The organism is Pseudonocardia charpentierae (assembly GCF_031845345.1).
GTDB classification, from domain to species: domain Bacteria; phylum Actinomycetota; class Actinomycetes; order Mycobacteriales; family Pseudonocardiaceae; genus Pseudonocardia; species Pseudonocardia charpentierae.
The window spans coordinates 155,196-171,761 of the sequence record NZ_JAVREJ010000014.1 but is presented as its reverse complement, the minus strand read 5'-3'; the positions used below and the strand labels follow the sequence as shown (position 1 = coordinate 171,761).

General features: G+C 73.7%; 20 protein-coding genes. 16 read left to right on the top strand and 4 right to left on the bottom strand.

What is annotated here, in order from left to right; genetic code table 11:
• Positions 1 to 29: 29 nt before the first annotated feature.
• From mshB to RM445_RS19965, 3 genes are read left to right on the top strand one after another with little or no spacing between them, the layout of a single operon-like run.
• The gene (gene mshB / locus RM445_RS19975) at positions 30 to 887 is read left to right on the top strand and encodes an N-acetyl-1-D-myo-inositol-2-amino-2-deoxy-alpha-D-glucopyranoside deacetylase (RefSeq protein WP_311558290.1); all 858 of its coding nucleotides are present in this window, start codon (positions 30 to 32) and stop codon (positions 885 to 887) included.
• Positions 887 to 1,357 carry a hypothetical protein gene (locus RM445_RS19970; protein WP_311558253.1) on the top strand — a complete coding sequence of 157 codons (471 nt, stop codon included), beginning with the start codon at positions 887 to 889 and terminating at the stop codon, positions 1,355 to 1,357. The genes mshB and RM445_RS19970 overlap by 1 nt, the downstream gene beginning before the upstream one ends.
• The gene (locus RM445_RS19965) at positions 1,338 to 2,165 is read left to right on the top strand and encodes a hypothetical protein (protein ID WP_311558251.1); all 828 of its coding nucleotides are present in this window, start codon (positions 1,338 to 1,340) and stop codon (positions 2,163 to 2,165) included. Before RM445_RS19970 ends, RM445_RS19965 begins: the two co-directional genes overlap by 20 nt.
• Positions 2,166 to 2,234: 69 nt before the next feature.
• On the opposite strand, the gene RM445_RS19960 is transcribed toward RM445_RS19965, so the two are convergent.
• Entirely contained in the window at positions 2,235 to 3,185 is a 951-nt protein-coding gene (locus RM445_RS19960; protein ID WP_311558250.1) for a GNAT family N-acetyltransferase, read from the bottom strand.
• Positions 3,186 to 3,286: 101 nt separating this feature from the next.
• Between RM445_RS19960 and fdxA the strand changes: the two genes are divergently transcribed.
• The 3 genes from fdxA to RM445_RS19945 are packed head-to-tail and all read left to right on the top strand — an operon-like array spanning position 3,287 to position 5,992.
• Positions 3,287 to 3,613, top strand: coding sequence for a ferredoxin (gene fdxA / locus RM445_RS19955; RefSeq protein WP_311558248.1), 327 nt, complete (start codon positions 3,287 to 3,289; stop codon positions 3,611 to 3,613).
• Complete coding sequence (dapC, locus tag RM445_RS19950; protein ID WP_311558246.1) at positions 3,610 to 4,704, top strand: succinyldiaminopimelate transaminase; 1,095 nt, start codon at positions 3,610 to 3,612, stop codon at positions 4,702 to 4,704. The genes fdxA and dapC overlap by 4 nt, the downstream gene beginning before the upstream one ends.
• Before the next feature lie 52 nt (positions 4,705 to 4,756).
• Complete coding sequence (locus tag RM445_RS19945; protein WP_311558244.1) at positions 4,757 to 5,992, top strand: MFS transporter; 1,236 nt, start codon at positions 4,757 to 4,759, stop codon at positions 5,990 to 5,992.
• On the opposite strand, the gene dapD is transcribed toward RM445_RS19945, so the two are convergent.
• Positions 5,961 to 6,899, bottom strand: a complete 939-nt coding sequence (gene dapD / locus RM445_RS19940) for a 2,3,4,5-tetrahydropyridine-2,6-dicarboxylate N-succinyltransferase (RefSeq protein WP_311558242.1) — start codon at positions 6,897 to 6,899, stop codon at positions 5,961 to 5,963. The two genes, RM445_RS19945 and dapD, sit on opposite strands and share 32 nt — an antisense overlap.
• Positions 6,896 to 7,924 (bottom strand): hypothetical protein, encoded by a 1,029-nt coding sequence (locus tag RM445_RS19935; RefSeq protein WP_311558241.1) that lies wholly within the window; start codon positions 7,922 to 7,924, stop codon positions 6,896 to 6,898. Before RM445_RS19935 ends, dapD begins: the two co-directional genes overlap by 4 nt.
• A 236-nt stretch (positions 7,925 to 8,160) precedes the next feature.
• Here RM445_RS19935 and dapE point away from each other — a divergent pair, with 236 nt between their 5' ends.
• From dapE to glgC, 8 genes are all read left to right on the top strand, one after another.
• Positions 8,161 to 9,219 carry a succinyl-diaminopimelate desuccinylase gene (gene dapE, locus RM445_RS19930; RefSeq protein ID WP_311558288.1) on the top strand — a complete coding sequence of 353 codons (1,059 nt, stop codon included), beginning with the start codon at positions 8,161 to 8,163 and terminating at the stop codon, positions 9,217 to 9,219.
• A gap of 48 nt (positions 9,220 to 9,267) precedes the next feature.
• Positions 9,268 to 10,071, top strand: a complete 804-nt coding sequence (locus RM445_RS19925) for an LOG family protein (protein WP_311558239.1) — start codon at positions 9,268 to 9,270, stop codon at positions 10,069 to 10,071.
• Positions 10,053 to 10,610, top strand: coding sequence for an LOG family protein (locus RM445_RS19920; protein ID WP_311558287.1), 558 nt, complete (start codon positions 10,053 to 10,055; stop codon positions 10,608 to 10,610). Before RM445_RS19925 ends, RM445_RS19920 begins: the two co-directional genes overlap by 19 nt.
• A 158-nt stretch (positions 10,611 to 10,768) precedes the next feature.
• On the top strand, positions 10,769 to 11,716 hold the full coding sequence (locus RM445_RS19915; protein WP_311558238.1) for a glucosyl-3-phosphoglycerate synthase: 948 nt from the start codon (positions 10,769 to 10,771) through the stop codon (positions 11,714 to 11,716).
• 42 nt (positions 11,717 to 11,758) lie between these two features.
• Entirely contained in the window at positions 11,759 to 12,088 is a 330-nt protein-coding gene (locus RM445_RS19910; RefSeq protein WP_311558236.1) for a DivIVA domain-containing protein, read from the top strand.
• A gap of 71 nt (positions 12,089 to 12,159) precedes the next feature.
• Positions 12,160 to 12,714: a DNA-3-methyladenine glycosylase I gene (locus tag RM445_RS19905; protein WP_397469374.1), complete on the top strand. Its 555-nt coding sequence runs from the start codon at positions 12,160 to 12,162 to the stop codon at positions 12,712 to 12,714.
• Positions 12,715 to 12,887: 173 nt separating this feature from the next.
• Positions 12,888 to 13,055, top strand: coding sequence for a DUF3117 domain-containing protein (locus tag RM445_RS19900; protein ID WP_084211001.1), 168 nt, complete (start codon positions 12,888 to 12,890; stop codon positions 13,053 to 13,055).
• Positions 13,056 to 13,107: 52 nt separating this feature from the next.
• The gene (glgC, locus tag RM445_RS19895) at positions 13,108 to 14,331 is read left to right on the top strand and encodes a glucose-1-phosphate adenylyltransferase (RefSeq protein WP_311558233.1); all 1,224 of its coding nucleotides are present in this window, start codon (positions 13,108 to 13,110) and stop codon (positions 14,329 to 14,331) included.
• Between the two features lie 3 nt (positions 14,332 to 14,334).
• Here glgC and RM445_RS19890 read toward each other — a convergent pair whose 3' ends face one another.
• The gene (locus RM445_RS19890; protein WP_311558231.1) at positions 14,335 to 14,982 is read right to left on the bottom strand and encodes an O-methyltransferase; all 648 of its coding nucleotides are present in this window, start codon (positions 14,980 to 14,982) and stop codon (positions 14,335 to 14,337) included.
• Between the two features lie 198 nt (positions 14,983 to 15,180).
• Here RM445_RS19890 and sigE point away from each other — a divergent pair, with 198 nt between their 5' ends.
• Positions 15,181 to 15,807 carry an RNA polymerase sigma factor SigE gene (gene sigE / locus RM445_RS19885; protein WP_311558230.1) on the top strand — a complete coding sequence of 209 codons (627 nt, stop codon included), beginning with the start codon at positions 15,181 to 15,183 and terminating at the stop codon, positions 15,805 to 15,807.
• Positions 15,804 to 16,541 carry an anti-sigma factor family protein gene (locus RM445_RS19880; protein WP_311558229.1) on the top strand — a complete coding sequence of 246 codons (738 nt, stop codon included), beginning with the start codon at positions 15,804 to 15,806 and terminating at the stop codon, positions 16,539 to 16,541. Before sigE ends, RM445_RS19880 begins: the two co-directional genes overlap by 4 nt.
• Positions 16,542 to 16,566 lie beyond the last annotated feature (25 nt).

Below are 16,566 nucleotides of genomic sequence, written 5' to 3'. Positions count from 1 at the left end.
GCCGCCCCGCGCCGGATCATGTCCGGAGACTGCTGCTGGTGCACGCCCACCCCGACGACGAGACCCTGACGACCGGCGGCACCATGTCCCACTACGCCGCCGCTCCGGACACGTCGGTGACCCTCGTGACGTGCACGCTCGGCGAGGAGGGCGAGATCATCCCGCCCGGACTCGCGCTGCTCGCGGCCGGCGCCGCTGACCAGCTCGGCGGCTACCGGATCGGGGAGCTCGTGGCGGCCTGCGCCGCGCTGGGCGTCACCGATCATCGGTTCCTCGGCGGAACGGGCCGCTGGCGCGACTCCGGGATGGTGCTCGCGGGGCACGGCGTGCGCGCGGCGACCCCGACCCGGTTGCACTCCCGGGCACTTGCGGCGCCCGAGGCGTTCGCGGACCAGGTCGACGCGCTCACCGCGATCCTGGAGGAGGTGGCGCCGCAGGTCGTCGTCACCTACGCCGCCGACGGCGGGTACGGGCACCCCGACCATGTCCGGGCACACGAGATCACTGTCGCGGCCGTCCGCCGGGTACCGGAGGTCGTGCGGCTCTACGCGACGGTGACCGGCCGGGCCCGGCTGGAGGCGGGGCTCGCCTCGCTGCAGGGCGCCGACGGGCTGCCGTTCCGCATGCCGGAGCCCGACGAGCTGCCGACCGTGCCCGACGCGGACGTCGACGTCTGCGTCGACGTGTCCGGGCAGCGCGAGGCGCGGCTGGGTGCGCTGCGGGCGCACGCGACGCAGGTCGCGCTGTGGTCGGCGCCGGGGCGGATCACGGCGTTCGCGATGAGCAACGGGGTCGCGCAGCCGCTGCTGGACGTGGAGGAGTTCGTGCTCTTGGCCGGGGAACCCGCCGGTTCCGACGCCGTCGACCTTTTTGCAGGGGTGGCCTGATGGCCGGTTCGGCCCTGCCCGGTCCGGCGCTGTCCGAGCCCGGGCCACCCGGTTCCGGGTTGCCCCGTCCTGGTCTGCACAGCCCCGGCCTGTTCGCGCTGCTCGTCGTCGACGGGCTGCTGCTCGGCGCGATCGGGCTCGTGCTCACCCCGATGTACGCCGGCGCCGTCCCGACCCCGGTCGGCGCGCTGATGTCGATCGTGATCGTGCCCTGGCTGGTGTTGCGCGCCGGCGAGCTCGACTCCCGCCCCGCTGTCGCCGGGGCGCCCCTGCTCGCGTGGTTGCTGGCGGTCGGGGTACTCGGTGTGGGAGGGCCGGGTGGCGATGTGCTGCTGCCGGCGACATGGCAGTCGGCGCTGCTGGTGTTCGGAGGACTGTTCGCGGGGTTGCTGGCCCTGCGGAAGGTCCTGATGGGCGAGGCGGTGTCGGCGGGAGATCGAGGAGCGGCCGATGTGCGCGGCGACGACTGACCTGACGCAGAACGCGTCCCCGGCGAACCGGGACGGCGGTCCGATCTCGGACTCCGACGTCGCCGCGGTGCTGCGTCCGTTCGTGCGGGCGACCCGCCCGCTGCTGGGCGCGCTGAGCGACTCCGACGCGTTCGGCCTGCAGGCCCGGGCGATGCGCGCGGCGGACAGCGCCGCGCCGCGGGTCGACCGGAAGCTGCGCGAGCGGCTCGTGGACCGGCTGGCCTCGACGCACGCGCCGGGCACCGCGGCATGGGCGCAGATGGACATGCACGCGCGGTCCCAGTGGTGGGTGCGCCGGGTCGGCAGGCTGACCAGCCTCGTCGCCGCGGTCCCCGGCTTCGGCGGGGTGATCACGAGCAAGCTGCCCGTCACCTCGGTCCTCGGGGCGGCGGCACAAGGGCTGGTGCTCTGCGCGATCGCCGACGAGCACGACATGCACGACGAGGCAGACGTCGTGGCGCTGCTCGGCGCGGTGATGTTCCGGCGCGACCTCTGCCCGCCCGCGCGTGCCGACCTCAGCCCGGCCTCGGACGCCGCCGCGGACGCGCGTGCCGCCGAGCTGACCGCGGACCTGGAGAACGAGAAGAAGCCCGCCGTGGCGCGCCTGGGCGGCGCGGTGTGGCGGTTGGGCAGGGCCCTGCTGTCGGTCGAGGCGGAACTGGGCAAGCGCCCGCGCGGCGGCCGGATCGCCCGGTGGGTCTCGCTGGTCCCGGTGGTCGGGGTGGCGGGGAAGTACTTCGGTGAGTGGTCGGGGCTGAAGAAGGCCGCGACGTCCGGCGAGGCGTGGATCCACTCGCGTCGCGGTTAGGCGCCGGTATGTCTGGAAGGCCACCTTCATGGCGCAGGACGTCCTAAAGGTGGCCTTCCAGACATCGGATCACCTGTTGCCGGGCACCAGGTAGCGGTAGCGGTGGTGTTCCGCCGCGCCCAGCGCGTCGTAGAACGCCCGCGCCACGGTGTTGTGCAACGCCACCTGCAGCACGGCCCACCGTGCGCCCTGCTCGCGGCCCCACGCCGCGGCGGCCGCCGTCAGAGCGGTGCCGGTTCCCGCTCGGCGGTCCTCTGGGCGCACGGCGAGCCGGGACAGGTGCAGGTGGTCGCCGACGACGGCGGCCCGGATCGCGCCCGCGCCGCGGACCAGCCCGAAGACCGTCCGCACCGTCCGGTCCGGCGCGGCGTGGCTGCCCGGGTCGAGCACCCACCGCTCGTCCGGTGTGGGCTCCCGGCCCAGCGCCAGCGCCCACCAGGCGTCGTCCGGCCGCTCCGCCAGCGCCACCGCGGGGTGGTGCGCTGCGAGCCGGTCGAGGTCCGCCACCAGCACCGCCACCTCGGCGCCCGCCTCGTGGCCGGCGTCGAGCACCCAGCCCGCGGCCGCCACCGCCCGGTCCCACGGCGACCCGACCGGCACGTGCACGCGGGGCGGAACGCCGTGCCCGTCGGCGAACGTGCGGACGGCCTCCAGCGCCGCCGGCACCGGGGTCCCCGGGTCGCCCACGGCCAGGGCCGAATTCGCCCGCCCCGTGAAGCCGCCCGCGGCCCGCAGCCGCCAGGCTCCGAGCGGTTCGTCGACCCGCGCGGGCCAGGCGTCCGCACAGAGGTTCTCCAGGTGCGCGACCGCCGCCCACGACGGCCGCCGCGGCACCGCCGGTGGGATCGCCCGCGCCGCCACCACGTCGGGCCGCGCCACGCGGACCGGTCCCCGCCGGGTCTGCACGACGAGGGAGGCGCCGTCCACCGTCAGTTCGCCGACCGCGTCGGTGAGCAGACCGGACCCGAGCCGGTGCCGCAGCGCGACGCGGCGTCCCACGAGATCCTCCAGCCGTTCCACGCCCGCCATCTTGCCCGGCGTCACACGCCCCCGACTGCCCGTTCGCGCGCTGCGCGGGTGATACTGGTCGGGCAAAAGAAAGCCCGAGTGGAGGACCGTCCGTGACCTACGTGATCGCCGAGCCCTGCGTCGACCTCCTCGACAAGGCCTGCATCGAGGAGTGTCCGGTCGACTGCATCTACGAGGGCGCGCGGATGCTCTACATCCACCCCGACGAGTGCGTCGACTGCGGAGCCTGCGAGCCGGTCTGCCCGGTCGAGGCGATCTACTACGAAGACGACGTCAAGGACGAGTGGGCGGCCTACACCAAGGCGAACGTCGACTTCTTCGACGAGCTGGGTTCGCCCGGCGGTGCGTCCAAGGTCGGCAAGGTCGCCGCCGACCCGCAGTGGATCAAGGACCTCCCACCCATGAACCACGAAGAGTGAGGGCTCTGCACCTCCCCGATTTCCCCTGGGACTCCCTCGCGGCCGACAAGGCGCTCGCCGCGGGGCATCCCGGTGGGATCGTCGACCTCTCGGTGGGCACCCCGGTGGACCCGGTCCCGGCCGTGGTGCGCGACGCGCTCGCCGGCCCGGCCGCGGACGTGCCGGGCTACCCGACCACGCACGGCACGCCCGAGCTGCGCGAGGCGGTCGCCGGGTCGCTGGCGCGGCGCTTCCACGTGACGGTCGACCCGCACGACATCCTGCCGACGATCGGCTCCAAGGAGTTCGTCGCCTGGCTGCCGACGCTCCTCGGGATCACCGCGGGCGACCTCGTCGTCATCCCGGAGGTCGCGTACCCGACCTACGAGGTCGGTGCGTTGCTCGCGGGGGCGGAGTTCGTGCGGACGGACGGGCTGGTGGCCCTGGGGCCCCGCCGCCCGGCCCTGGTCTGGCTGAACTCGCCGTCCAATCCGACGGGCCGGGTGCTGCCGGTCGAGCACCTGCGCAAGGTCGTGGCCTGGGCGCGGGAGCGCGGCGCGATCGTGGCGTCCGACGAGTGCTACCTGGCGCTGTCCGCGCCGCCGCACCGCGGCACGTCGATCCTGCATCCCGACGTGTCCGACGGCGACCACACCGGCCTGCTCGCGGTGCACTCGATGAGCAAGTCGTCGAGCCTCGCCGGGTACCGCGCGGGGTTCGTCACCGGCGATCCCGCCGTGGTGGCCGCGCTGCTCGAGATCCGCAAGCACGCCGGGATGATGGTGCCCCGCCCCGTGCAGGCGGCGATGGCGGCCGCGGCGTCCGACGATTCGCATGTGATCGCGCAGGCCGAGGTCTACGCCCTGCGTCGCGCGCAGCTGCGGGTGGCGCTGGAGGCGTGGGGGCTCAAGATCGAGCACTCCGAGGCCGGGCTCTACCTGTGGGGAACCGCGGGCGAGTCGGGCCGCACGACCGTCCGACGGTTCGCGGAGCTGGGCATACTCGTGGCGCCGGGCGAGTTCTACGGGCCGGCGGGGGAGCGCCACGTCCGGGTGGCCGTGACGGCGACGGACGAGCGGATCGCGGCGGCACTGGAGCGGCTCGCGGGCTGACCGCTGGCGCTACCCGCGCGCCGGCCGGACCTGACGTGCAAAGGTCGACCGCGTGAGCCCGCACGTGCCGGCATCGACGCCGGCTGCCGTTCCCGCCGTGCGGCCCGCCCTCGTGCTGCTCGGCGTGCTCGCCCTCGCGGTGAACCTGCGCGCGGCACTGGCGGCCTACCCGCCGCTGCTGGAGACGGTCCGCGACGAGCTGGGCATCAGCTCGGGCGCCGCCGGGCTCGTGCAGGCCGGTGCGGTGCTGATGATGGCGGCCGGGTCGTTCGTCGGCCCCGCCCTCGGCGTGCGCTTCGGCCGCAAGCCCGCGCTGGGCGGCGCGGTGGGGCTCGTGGCGCTCGGCAGCGCCGTCCGCGGGTGGGCCGTGCTACCGGCGCTGATCGGCGGCAGCCTCCTGCTCGGTCTCGGGATCGGGGTGGCGGGCGTGCTGCTCACCGGGGTGGTCAAGAACCACCTCGGCTCCCGCGCGGGCGCAGCCACGGGCGGCTACGTGGTGGCGATGATGATGGGCGCGACGGTGTCCAGCGCCGTCACCGTGCCCGTCGCCGTCGCGCTCGGCGGTTGGTCGTTCTCCCTCGCGATCTGGACAGTGCCCGCGGTGCTCGCGGTAGCGGTCTGGACGCCGATCGCGCGTCGCATCGGCCGGCCGGATCGCGCCGAGGCGCGCAGCGGCCTGCCCTGGCGGACCGGCTTCGCGCGACTCGTAGCCGCCTACCAGGCCGGAACGTCGCTGATGTTCTACGGCTGGCTGACGTGGCTCGCGCCGTACTACGAGGGCCAGGGTTGGCGTCCGGAGCGGGCCGGTCTGCTGCTCGCGGTCTGGAGCGTCGCCCAGATCCCGGCGGCGCTGCTCGCCCCGGCGATGGCCGAGCGGCGCCGGAGGTGGCGGTTCTGGGCGGGCTTCACGCTCGCGTGCGGGGTGGCCGGCACGCTCGGCGCGCTGCTCCTGCCCCAGCCCCCGGTCGTCGGCCCGTGGCTGTGGGCCGCGCTGATGGGGATCGGCGTCGGCGCAGGCTTCCCGCTCGGCCTCACGGTCATCGCCTGGCGCACCCCGGACGGCAGCACGAGCGCGGCGACGAGCGGGCTGGCCCTCGGTGTCGGGTACACGGTCGCCGGGCTCGGCCCGCTGCTCATGGGATTGCTGATCGACGCCACCGGCTATCCGGCCGCGATCGTGGTGCTCCTCCTCGCCGGGGCGGTGCAGGGGGTCGCGATCTGGCGGATCGGCGACCGCCCTGCCACCGACGACGAGGCTAGTTCGCGTGCAGAGCGGCGTTCAGCGTGATGCCCTGGCCGGTGCGCGGCAGCGCCTCGACCGTGCCCGTCACCGAGTTGCGACGCAGCAGCAGCCCGTTCTGCCCGGAGAGCGTGCGGGCCGCGACCGCCGTGCCGTCGGGCAGGGTGACCTTGGTGCCCGCGGTGACGTAGAGGCCCGCCTCGACCACGCAGTCGTCGCCCAGGGAGATGCCGATCCCCGCGTTCGCGCCGATCAGGCACCGCCGCCCGATGCCGATCACCTCCTTGCCGCCGCCGGAGAGCGTGCCCATCACCGACGCGCCGCCGCCGAGGTCCGAGCCGTCGCCGAGCACAACACCGGCCGAGATCCGCCCCTCGACCATCGACGCGCCGAGGGTGCCCGCGTTGTAGTTGCAGAACCCCTCGTGCATCACCGTGGTGCCCTCGGCCAGGTGCGCGCCGAGCCGGACCCGGTCGGCGTCCGCGATCCGGACGCCGGTGGGCAGCACGTAGTCGACCATCCGCGGGAACTTGTCGACGCCGAACACCGTCACCGGCCCGCGCAGCCGCAGCCGGGCGCGCACGGTCTCGAACCCGGCGACCGCGCACGGCCCGTAGTTGGTCCACACGACGTTCGCGAGCAGCCCGAACACCCCGTCGAGGTTGATCTCGTGCGGGCGCACCAGCCGGTGGCTGAGCAGGTGCAGGCGCAGGTAGACGTCGAACGCGTCGACGGGCGGCTCAGCCAGCGACGCGATCCGCGTCTGCACGACCGTCGTGCGCACCCCGCGGTCCGCGTCGTCGCCCGCGAGCTTCTCGAGCTCGGGGACGTCGGGGGCATCGGCGACATCGCCGTCGAGGACGGGCGCGGGGTACCAGGTGTCGAGGACGGTCCCGTCCGGGGCCACGGTGGCCAGGCCCGTGCCGGCGGCCGGCCCACTGCGCAGGGTGCTCACGGGCGTCCACGGTATCCGGCGACACCACGGGCCACGTCGCGCGGTGTACGGGGCGAGGCACCGGTTCCGGCACGCGTCCCGCCCGGGATGGCGCGCGAGGTGGCGGGATCACCCCTGGCGAAGGCCCGAAGCAGACGGTCGACGACGACGTCGGGGTCGTCCAACTCGTCCCACGTCCAGCGGGCCACCTGGAGCCCTTCGTCCTGCAGCCGGTCTTCGCGCCGCTTCTCGGCGACGACGGCGTCACCGGGGCTCTGACCCGGACGCAGCAGCCGGCCGTACTTGACGAGGCCGTCGAACTCGCCGACGGTGCCCAGCTCCGGCCAGGCGAAGTCCGTGGTGCCGACGTGGCGTCGCTGGGGGTCGTGGACGGGACATTGGAGAACGGGAGGTGGGATCCCGCGCCGGGCCAGCAGGACCCTGCTGCGCGACTCGCCGACGCTGCGGCCGCCACCGTCGGCGAAGGCCACCACCCGCCGCGCACGGGCGTTGCCGGGCCGCCGCCCGGCACGTTCCACCGCCTCCTGCAGTTCGGCCGGGTCGAGGCCGGCCTCGAGCGCCGCGTCCGCGACGACGACGCCGGCGGTGAACGGCACCGTCCGCGCCGCGTCGACCACCGTCCGCGCCGGTGCGGTCACCGGCACGCCGTCGATCTCGACGACGTCGCCGTCGGCCAGGGGAGTGGTGTGCAGGTGCAGGCGGCGTCCACACCGCCCGCCGGACGTCCTGTCGCGGGTGACGTGCACCGCCGTGAGCGGGACGTCCCACACGCGCAGGCCGAGGAGGACCGCGGCCGAGACGTGGCTCACGACGGCGCCCGCAGGAAGCTGCGCGACGGCGGCCCGTACGGCCAGCGCGTGCCGCGCCGCCGGGTCGTCGAGGCGCTCGTCGGTGGACGGGACGTAGGCGCCCCGCCGCACGGCGACGACCTCGCCGCGGCGACGGGCGCGGCGCAGCTCCTCGTCGGTGTATCCGGCGGCGAGCAGGTCGGGACGCAGCGCCGGTCCCGGGAGGTCGAGTGTCACGTCGGCAGCATGCGTGCCCCGCCGCCCGATCAGGCGGCGTGCCGTTCACCTGTGGATGGCCGACTGTCGATGTGGACAACTCCGTGCGGCCACTGCGCGCGCCGTTCGCGGCGCCGCGCCGCCCGGAACCGTTGCCCGGCTGCGGATGCCGCGCGACGTCGACCGGGGCGCGCGAGGTCGGGGCCGGCCGGGCCAGGAGCCGCGGACGGCACCGGCGGTAGCGTCCCCTCGTGCCCATCCCCGCCCTCGACCTCGCCGCCGACCCCGTCGCGCTCACCGCCGCGCTCGTCGACGTCCCCAGCGTCTCGGGCGACGAGCGGGCCCTCGCCGACGCCGTGGAGGCCGCCCTGCACGAGCTGCCCCACTTCGAGGTCCTCCGCAGCGGTGAGACGGTTCTCGCCCGCACCCACCTGGGCCGGGAGCGCCGTGTGCTGCTCGCCGGGCACCTCGACACCGTCCCGATCGCCGACAACGTGCCCAGCCGTCGCGACGGCGCCCTTCTCTACGGCTGCGGCACCAGCGACATGAAGGCGGGCGATGCGGTGTTCCTGCACGTCGCGGCCACCGTCGCCGAACCCCGGCACGACCTCACGCTCGTGTTCTACGACTGTGAGGAGATCGAGGCCGCGCGCAACGGCCTCGGCCGCGTCGAGCGTGAGCTGTCCGACTGGGTCACCGCGGACCTCGCCCTGCTCGGCGAGCCCACCGACGGCCTGGTCGAGGCCGGGTGCCAGGGCACGCTGCGGGTCGAGGTCCGCTTCGCCGGCCGCCGTGCGCACTCGGCCCGGTCGTGGCTCGGCGACAACGCCGTGCACCGCGCCGCCGAGGTGCTGAACCGGCTCGCCGCCTACGAGCCCCGCCGCGTCGAGATCGACGGCTGCGAGTACCGCGAGGGGCTGCAGGCCGTCCGGATCACCGGCGGCGTGGCGGGCAACATCGTGCCCGACGAGTCCGTCGTCACCGTCAACTTCCGGTTCGCTCCGGACCGCACGGTCGACGCCGCCGCACAGCACGTGCGCGAGGTGTTCGACGGGCTGGACGTCACGGTGACCGACTCCGCGCCCGGCGCGCTGCCCGGACTCGCCGCCCCTGCTGCGCAGGAGTTCCTGGAGGCCACCGGGACGACGGCGCGGGCGAAGTTCGGCTGGACCGACGTCGCCCGCTTCGCGGCCCTCGGCATCCCGGCGCTCAACTACGGCCCCGGCGATCCGAACCTCGCCCACACCCGAGAGGAGCACGTCGACACGGAGCTGATCACCCGAAGCGCGGACGTCCTGCGTCGTTTCCTCGCCTGACACCTGCGCGTCGCCGAAGGTCCCCGTCGGGATCACTACTGTGACGACATGAACGACGTGAACGACGCCGCCGCACAAGGATCGGGCGGGGAGCGACCCGACGGCGAGCGGCCGCGCGAGAAGCAGCGCGGGCCGGTGGTGCTGCGCCGGCAGCAGCGCAACGAATCCAGCACCACGGACCAGCGCCTGCTCGACTCCCGCGGGCACACCGACTGGGTGCACACCGACCCGTGGCGGGTGCTGCGCATCCAGGCCGAGTTCGTCGAGGGCTTCGGCATGCTGTCCGAGCTGCCGCGTGCCGTGACGGTGTTCGGCTCGGCCCGCACCCCTCGCGACCACCCCGAGTACGCCCTCGGCCGCGACCTGGGCGCCGCGCTGGCCCGCGACAACTTCGCGGTGATCACCGGCGGCGGCCCCGGCGCGATGGAGGCGGTGAACCGCGGCTGCCAGGAGGCCGGCGGGCTCTCGGTCGGGCTGGGCATCGAGCTGCCGTTCGAACAGGGCCTCAACGAGTGGGTGGACCTGGGCATCAACTTCCGGTACTTCTTCGCCCGCAAGACCATGTTCGTCAAGTACTCGCAGGCCTTCGTCTGCCTGCCCGGCGGGTTCGGCACCCTCGACGAGCTGTTCGAGGCGCTCACCCTCGTGCAGACCAAGAAGGTCACCAAGTTCCCGGTGGTGCTGATGGGCACCGAGTACTGGGGCGGGTTGTACGACTGGATCGAGCGCAGCGTGCTCAGTCACGGCAAGATCGGTGAGAAGGACATGAAGCTGCTCTATCTCACCGACGAGGTCGACGACGCGGTGAAGGTGGTGCACGAGGCCTACCGAGCCTGGGAGGACACGCACTGAGGGTCTGCGTCTACTGCGCCTCCTCCGACGGCATCCCGGCGCACCATCTCGAGCTGGCCAGCGCGGTCGGCTCGGGCATCGCCGCGCGCGGTTGGGAGCTCGTGACGGGTGGCGGCCGCGTGTCGATGATGGGCGCGGTCGCCGCCGCCGCGCGGGCCGGCGGGGCGCGCACGGTTGGTGTGATCCCCCGTGCGCTGATCCGCCGTGAGGTCGCCGACGAGAGCGTCGACGAGTTGCTCGTCACCGACACGATGCGTGAGCGCAAGGCTCTGATGGAGGTACACGCCGAGGCATTTCTCACCCTTCCGGGTGGCATCGGCACATGCGAAGAGTTCTTCGAGGTCTGGACCGCGGGCTCTCTTGGGATGCACGACAAGCCGGTCGTCCTGCTCGATCCGCACGGCCACTACGACGGGCTCCTGCGCTGGTTACAGGGGTTGAGCGAGGGCGGATTCCTCCACCCGGGCGCACTCGCCCGGGTCACCGTCGTCCGTGAGGTGGACGCCGCGCTGGACGCGTGTGCACCCGCTCGGCGGTAACGCTGACGCCGTGAGCGCCTCACGCTGATCTCACACAGCCCGCTCCCAGAATGCGCTGGCCCGGCACGCGTAGCCCGCAGACCTGCGGGAACTCCCGGGAGTACGCGTTCGTCATCGGCAGTGCCGCCGACCCCGATCGACGCCGACCGAGGAGAGCCATGCACCCCGTCACCGAGAAGTGGTTCGCCGACCGGACCTTCCAGGAACCCGCCTGGACACCCTCCTGCCTGATCGCCGCGAAAGCCGGGCGGCGGGTCTCCGTCGTGCTGCCGGCGCTGGACGAGGAGGAGACCGTCGGCGCGATCGTCCGCGCGATCGTGCCGCTGACGCGCGGCGACGCCCCGCTCGTCGACGAGCTGGTGGTCGTCGATTCGGGGTCCACCGATCGGACGATCGAAGTGGCGACCGCGGCGGGCGCCCGGGTGGTACAGCGCACCGACGTCGTCCCCCATCTGGAACCCCTGCCCGGCAAGGGCGAGGTGCTGTGGCGTTCGCTCGCCGCGACCACCGGCGACGTGATCGTGTTCATCGACTCCGACCTCGTCGACTTCGATCCCGCGTTCGTGCCCTCGCTCCTCGGCCCGATCCTCACCCGCCCGGGCGTCGGCCTCGTCAAGGGCTTCTACCGGCGGCCGCTGCGGCTGGAGACGACCGAGGAGGAGTCGCTCGAGCACGGTGGCGGCCGCGTCACCGAGCTGCTCGCGCGCCCGCTGCTCGCGGCGCTGCGGCCGGAGCTGGCAGGCGTGGTGCAGCCGCTTGGCGGGGAGTACGCCGCGACGCGCGAGCTGCTGGAGTCGGTGCCGTTCGCGTGCGGGTACGGCGTGGAGATCGGGCTGCTGCTCGACACCCACGCCCGGCTCGGGCTCGACGGGCTGGCGCAGGTCAACCTGGGGGTACGCAAGCACCGCAACCGCAACCTGCTGCAGCTCGGGGTGATGTCCCGCCAGATCCTCGCCGCGGCCCTGCACCGCTGCGGCGCGATCGACTCCGCGGCCCCGCTGACCCAGTTCCTGCAGATCGGCGGCGAGTGGTTGCCGACGTCCACCGACGTCGACGCCACGGAGCGTCCGCCGATGCGCGAGCTGCTGGGCGACCCCCTGCACTGACCCCCGCAGACATCCGGGTCGCCGCCGTGGTGGGATCAACCGATGGGAACCGCGCTCATCTACCTGCTGGTCGTCGTGGCGGTGGCCGCGGTGGTCTTCGGGCTCGCGTCGGCCGTGTTCGGGCGGGGCGAGGAGCTGGCGCCCCTGCCGTCCGGTGCCACCCCCACCCGCCTGCCGGTCGGCGACGTCGCCGGCGACGACGTCCGCGCACTGCGGTTCCAGCAGGCCGTGCGCGGCTACCGGATGTCCGAGGTCGACTGGGTGCTCGACCGCCTCGCCGCCGAGTTGGACCGCGTCGGTGCGGAGCGCGACGAGCTGCAGACCCGTATCGCCACCCTCGAGGCGCGTACCCCGGTCGACGGCTCGTCGTGAGCGAGCGTAGCGAGCGAACCGAAGACACAGCACCTGCGCGGAGCGCCGACCGAGCGCAGCGAGGGAGTGTGATTCGCGATCGCGTGCGCTGCGCCTGGGCCGGTTCGGCGCCCGAGTACGTGGCCTATCACGACGACGAGTGGGGCCGGCCGCTGCACGGCGTCGTGCCGCTGTTCGAGCGGCTGAGCCTGGAGGCGTTCCAGTCGGGGCTGTCGTGGCTGGTGATCCTGCGGAAGCGGGCCGCGTTCCGGGCGGCGTTCGCGGGCTTCGACCCCGCCGCCGTCGCGGCGTTCGGCCCGGACGACGTGGCCCGCCTGCTCGGCGACGCCGGCATCGTCCGCAACCGCGCCAAGATCGAGGCGACCCGCCACAACGCCGGTCGGGTGATCGAGCTGGACCGGCCGTTGGACGAGCTGCTGTGGTCGTTCGCGCCGGCGGCGCACGTGCGTCCGGCGACGCTCGCCGACGTGCCCGCGACCTCGCCGGAGTCGGTGGCCATGGCGAAGGAGCTCAAGCGACGCGGGTTCCGGTTCGTCGGGCCGACCACCTGCTACGCGCTAATGCAGGCCGCCGGGCTCGTCGACGACCATGTCGCCGACTGCTGGCGGGCCACACCCGCTGTGTGATGCCCTGGTCGCACTGCGTGAAACCCACCGGTCGGGCGACAGCGTTGATCGCTCCGGTTTTCCTCCTGTCCGGGGCATGGGGGAGAATGTGTGGAGGATCCGGCCGCGCGCTCTCCGCGGTGCGCCGGCACACCGCACGGACACGCTCGGTACGACGAGGATGGGAGCAGCAGATGGCGGCGATGAAGCCCCGGACCGGTGACGGTCCCCTGGAGGTGACCAAGGAGGGTCGGGGCATCGTGATGCGCGTTCCGCTCGAGGGAGGCGGGCGCCTCGTGGTCGAGATGTCGGCCGAGGAGGCCAGTGACCTCGGCGACGCGCTCAAGGCTGCCTCGGGCTGACCAACCGCAGACGAATTCCCGACGACCGCGCGCGCGGATTAGTGTCGGCTGCGTGACCGGACGACAGCCGGACAACGTGCTGGGAATCGTGCTGGCAGGCGGCGAGGGCAAGAGGCTGTGGCCGCTGACGGCGGACCGCGCCAAACCGGCGGTGCCCTTCGGAGGCAACTACCGGTTGATCGACTTCGTGTTGTCGAACATGGTCAACGGCGGGCTGCACCGCATCTGCGTGCTCACGCAGTACAAGTCGCACTCGCTGGACCGCCACATCTCGCAGACCTGGCGGCTCTCCAGCGTCCTCGGCCAGTACATCACCACGGTGCCGGCCCAGCAGCGGCTCGGTCGCCGCTGGTACACCGGCAGCGCCGACGCGATCCACCAGAGCCAGAACCTGATCTCCGACGAGTGCCCGGACCACATCGCCGTGTTCGGCGCGGACCACGTCTACCGGATGGACGCGGCCCAGATGATCGAGGCGCACGTCGCGAGCGGCGCGGGCGTGACGGTCGCCGGGATCCGGGTTCCTCGGGCCGAGGCGCGGGCGTTCGGCTGCATCGGCGCCGACCCGTCGGGGCGCATCACCGAGTTCGTAGAGAAGCCCGCCGACCCGCCCGCCGTGGCCGACGACCCGGACGTCACCTTCGCCTCGATGGGCAACTACGTCTTCAGCACGGACGTACTGCTCGAGGTGCTGGCCGCCGACTCCGAAGACGGCGACAGCGACCACGACATGGGCGGCGACATCATTCCGCGCCTGGTCGCCAAGGGTGAGGCGGCCGTCTACGACTTCAAGGACAACGTCGTGCCCGGCGCCACGCCGCGCGACGCCGGGTACTGGCGCGACGTCGGCACGATCGACAGCTACTACGACGCCCACCGCGACCTGATCTCGGTGCACCCGATCTTCAACCTCTACAACCAGCGCTGGCCGATCCGCACGGCGGCCTGGCCGCTGGCGCCGGCGAAGTTCGTCGAGGGCGGGATCGCCCAGGACTCGGTGGTCGGGGCCGGGTCGATCATCTCGGGGGCGATCGTGCGGCGATCGGTCATCAGCCCGGACGTGCGGATCGACATGGGCGCCGAGGTGTCGGACTCGGTGGTCATGCCGGGGGCGCGGGTCGGCCGGGGCGCGATCGTGCGCGGCGCGATCCTCGACAAGAACGTCCGCGTGCCGGACGGCGCGCTGATCGGCGTCGACTCCGAGGCCGACCGGCGCCGCTACACCGTGAGCCCGGGCGGGATCGTGGTGCTGGGCAAGGGCGTCAAAGCCGGCTGATCGCTACTTCCTCAGGGCGCACAGCAGGCCGCCGCTCACCGGCAGCAGCACCGGCACGAGGCGCTCGTCCTCGCGCACCTGGCGGGCGAGATCGCGGACGGCGAGCGTGGCCGGGTCGACGGCCGCGGCGTCGTCGAGGTGGCCGGCGCGCAGCACGTCGTCCAGCACGACCAGGCCTCCGGGCCGGAGCAGGCGCACCGCCTCGTCGAGGTGGCGCGGGTACTCCACGGGCAGCGAGTCGACGAAGACCATGTCGTAGGCGCCGTCGGTGAGCCGCGACAGCACCTCGAGGCCCATCCCGTTGATCAACCGCAACCGGGACGGCCCGTAGCCGGCGGCGACGAACGCCGCGCGCGCCGCCCGCTGGGCCTCCGGGTCGACGTCGATCGAGGTCAGCACGCCGTCGGGAGCCATGCCGCGCAGCAGCCACAGCCCGCTGACGCCGGCGCCGGTGCCGACCTCCACCACGGCCCGGGCGTGGATCGTCGCGGCGAGGAAGCACAGCGTCGCCCCGCCTGCGGCGCCGACCGGTGTCACACCCAGCCGCGCTGCTCGTGCGCGCGCGCCGAGCAGGGAGTCGTCCTCGGCGAGGTAGCCGTCGACGACGTCGCGGACCAGGTCCGTTGCGCCGGGATCCGGGCGGCCGTTCATGGACGCGAAGGCTACTGGTCCAGACGCCGACAAGTGCGCCCTACGTGCCTGCCGTGCCCCGGCCGTGATCGTCGTGCGACCGGCGCCACAGCACCACGGGCTCTTTCACAGGTTTCTCTCAGGGCACTCTCACCCCCGGTTCACGGCATTGGGGCATCGTGATTGGCACACACCGGCTGTAGAGGAGCCTCGACACCGATGACCGACCGTTCGGCCACCGCAACTCCGGTACTGCCGTCCCCACGCGGAACGGTGCTTCCGGGCGAGGGCGCGGACTGGACCCCGCCGAGCTGGGACGATGTCGTCCGGGATCACGCGGACCGCGTCTACCGCCTGGCCTACCGCCTCACCGGCAATCCGCACGACGCCGAGGACCTCACGCAGGAGACGTTCATCCGCGTCTTCCGGTCGCTCGCCGACTACAAGCCCGGCACCTTCGAGGGCTGGCTGCACCGCATCACCACGAACCTCTTCCTCGACATGGTGCGCCGCCGCGCGCGGCTGCGCATGGAGGGCCTGCCCGAGGACTCGGACCGTCTACCGGGGGGTGGGCCCGAGCCCGAGCAGGTCTTCTCCGACACCCATCTCGACCCCGTCCTGCAGGCGGCGCTCGACGAGCTGGCGCCCGAGTTCCGCGCCGCGGTCGTGCTCTGTGACGTCGAGGGACTGTCGTACGAGGAGATCGGTGCCACCCTGGGGGTGAAACTGGGTACCGTGCGAAGCAGGATCCACCGGGGACGAGCCGCGTTGCGTGCCGCGCTCGAGCGGCGTGGCGCTTCGTCCCGGGCGGGTGCGACGAAGACAGGAGTGGAGGTCGCCGGATGACCGGTTCGCGCCGGTTCTCACTGAGCTCCCCGGACTGGGGGCAGGCACATCTGACCCTCGACGCGATCGTCGCCTACGTCGACGACGAGCTCAGCGCCGGTGCCCACGCGCGAGCCGAGGCGCACCTCCGGTGCTGTGGTGAGTGCCGCACCGAGGTCGTCGCCCAGCGACAGGCCCGGGCCGCACTGCGCGACGCCGGTGGTCCGTGCCTGCCCTCGAACCTGCTGCGCAGCCTGCGGTCGATCCCCGTCGAGACCGAGCTGCCTCCCATGCCGCCCGGTCTGGGGGTCACGGCGGACGGGCAGTTCGTCCTCCTGCGCGACGCGGTCCCCGGCCCGGCTGCCGCACCCTGCGACCACCGCCGTCCCGGGTCGGCGCCGCATCATCCCGATGCGCCCCCGGCCGGCCTCGCTTCCGGCCCGTCCGCCCGTCGGTTCTCCCGCAGGGCGCGGTACGGCGCGGTGTCGGGCATCGCGCTGAGTGCGCTGACGGTCGGGGCGCTGGCCACGCCGAGCGACACCCCGGAGCCCGCCCCGCAGAGCCGCGTCCTCGGCGGCGCCGTGCTCGACCTGCCCGCCCGCCTCTCCCCGCCGTCGAGCAGCGTCCCCACCGGCCCGACTCTCGCAGCCCCGGGCGCCTCCACGTCCCCGGACCCGGCCGTGCCCGCGGTCCTCGACGCCCAGCTGCGGGATCGCCTGAACCGCATCCCGGCCGCGTTCCGTCCCGACCAGTAGGCCGCTCGGGCGGGAGGTCGGCTCG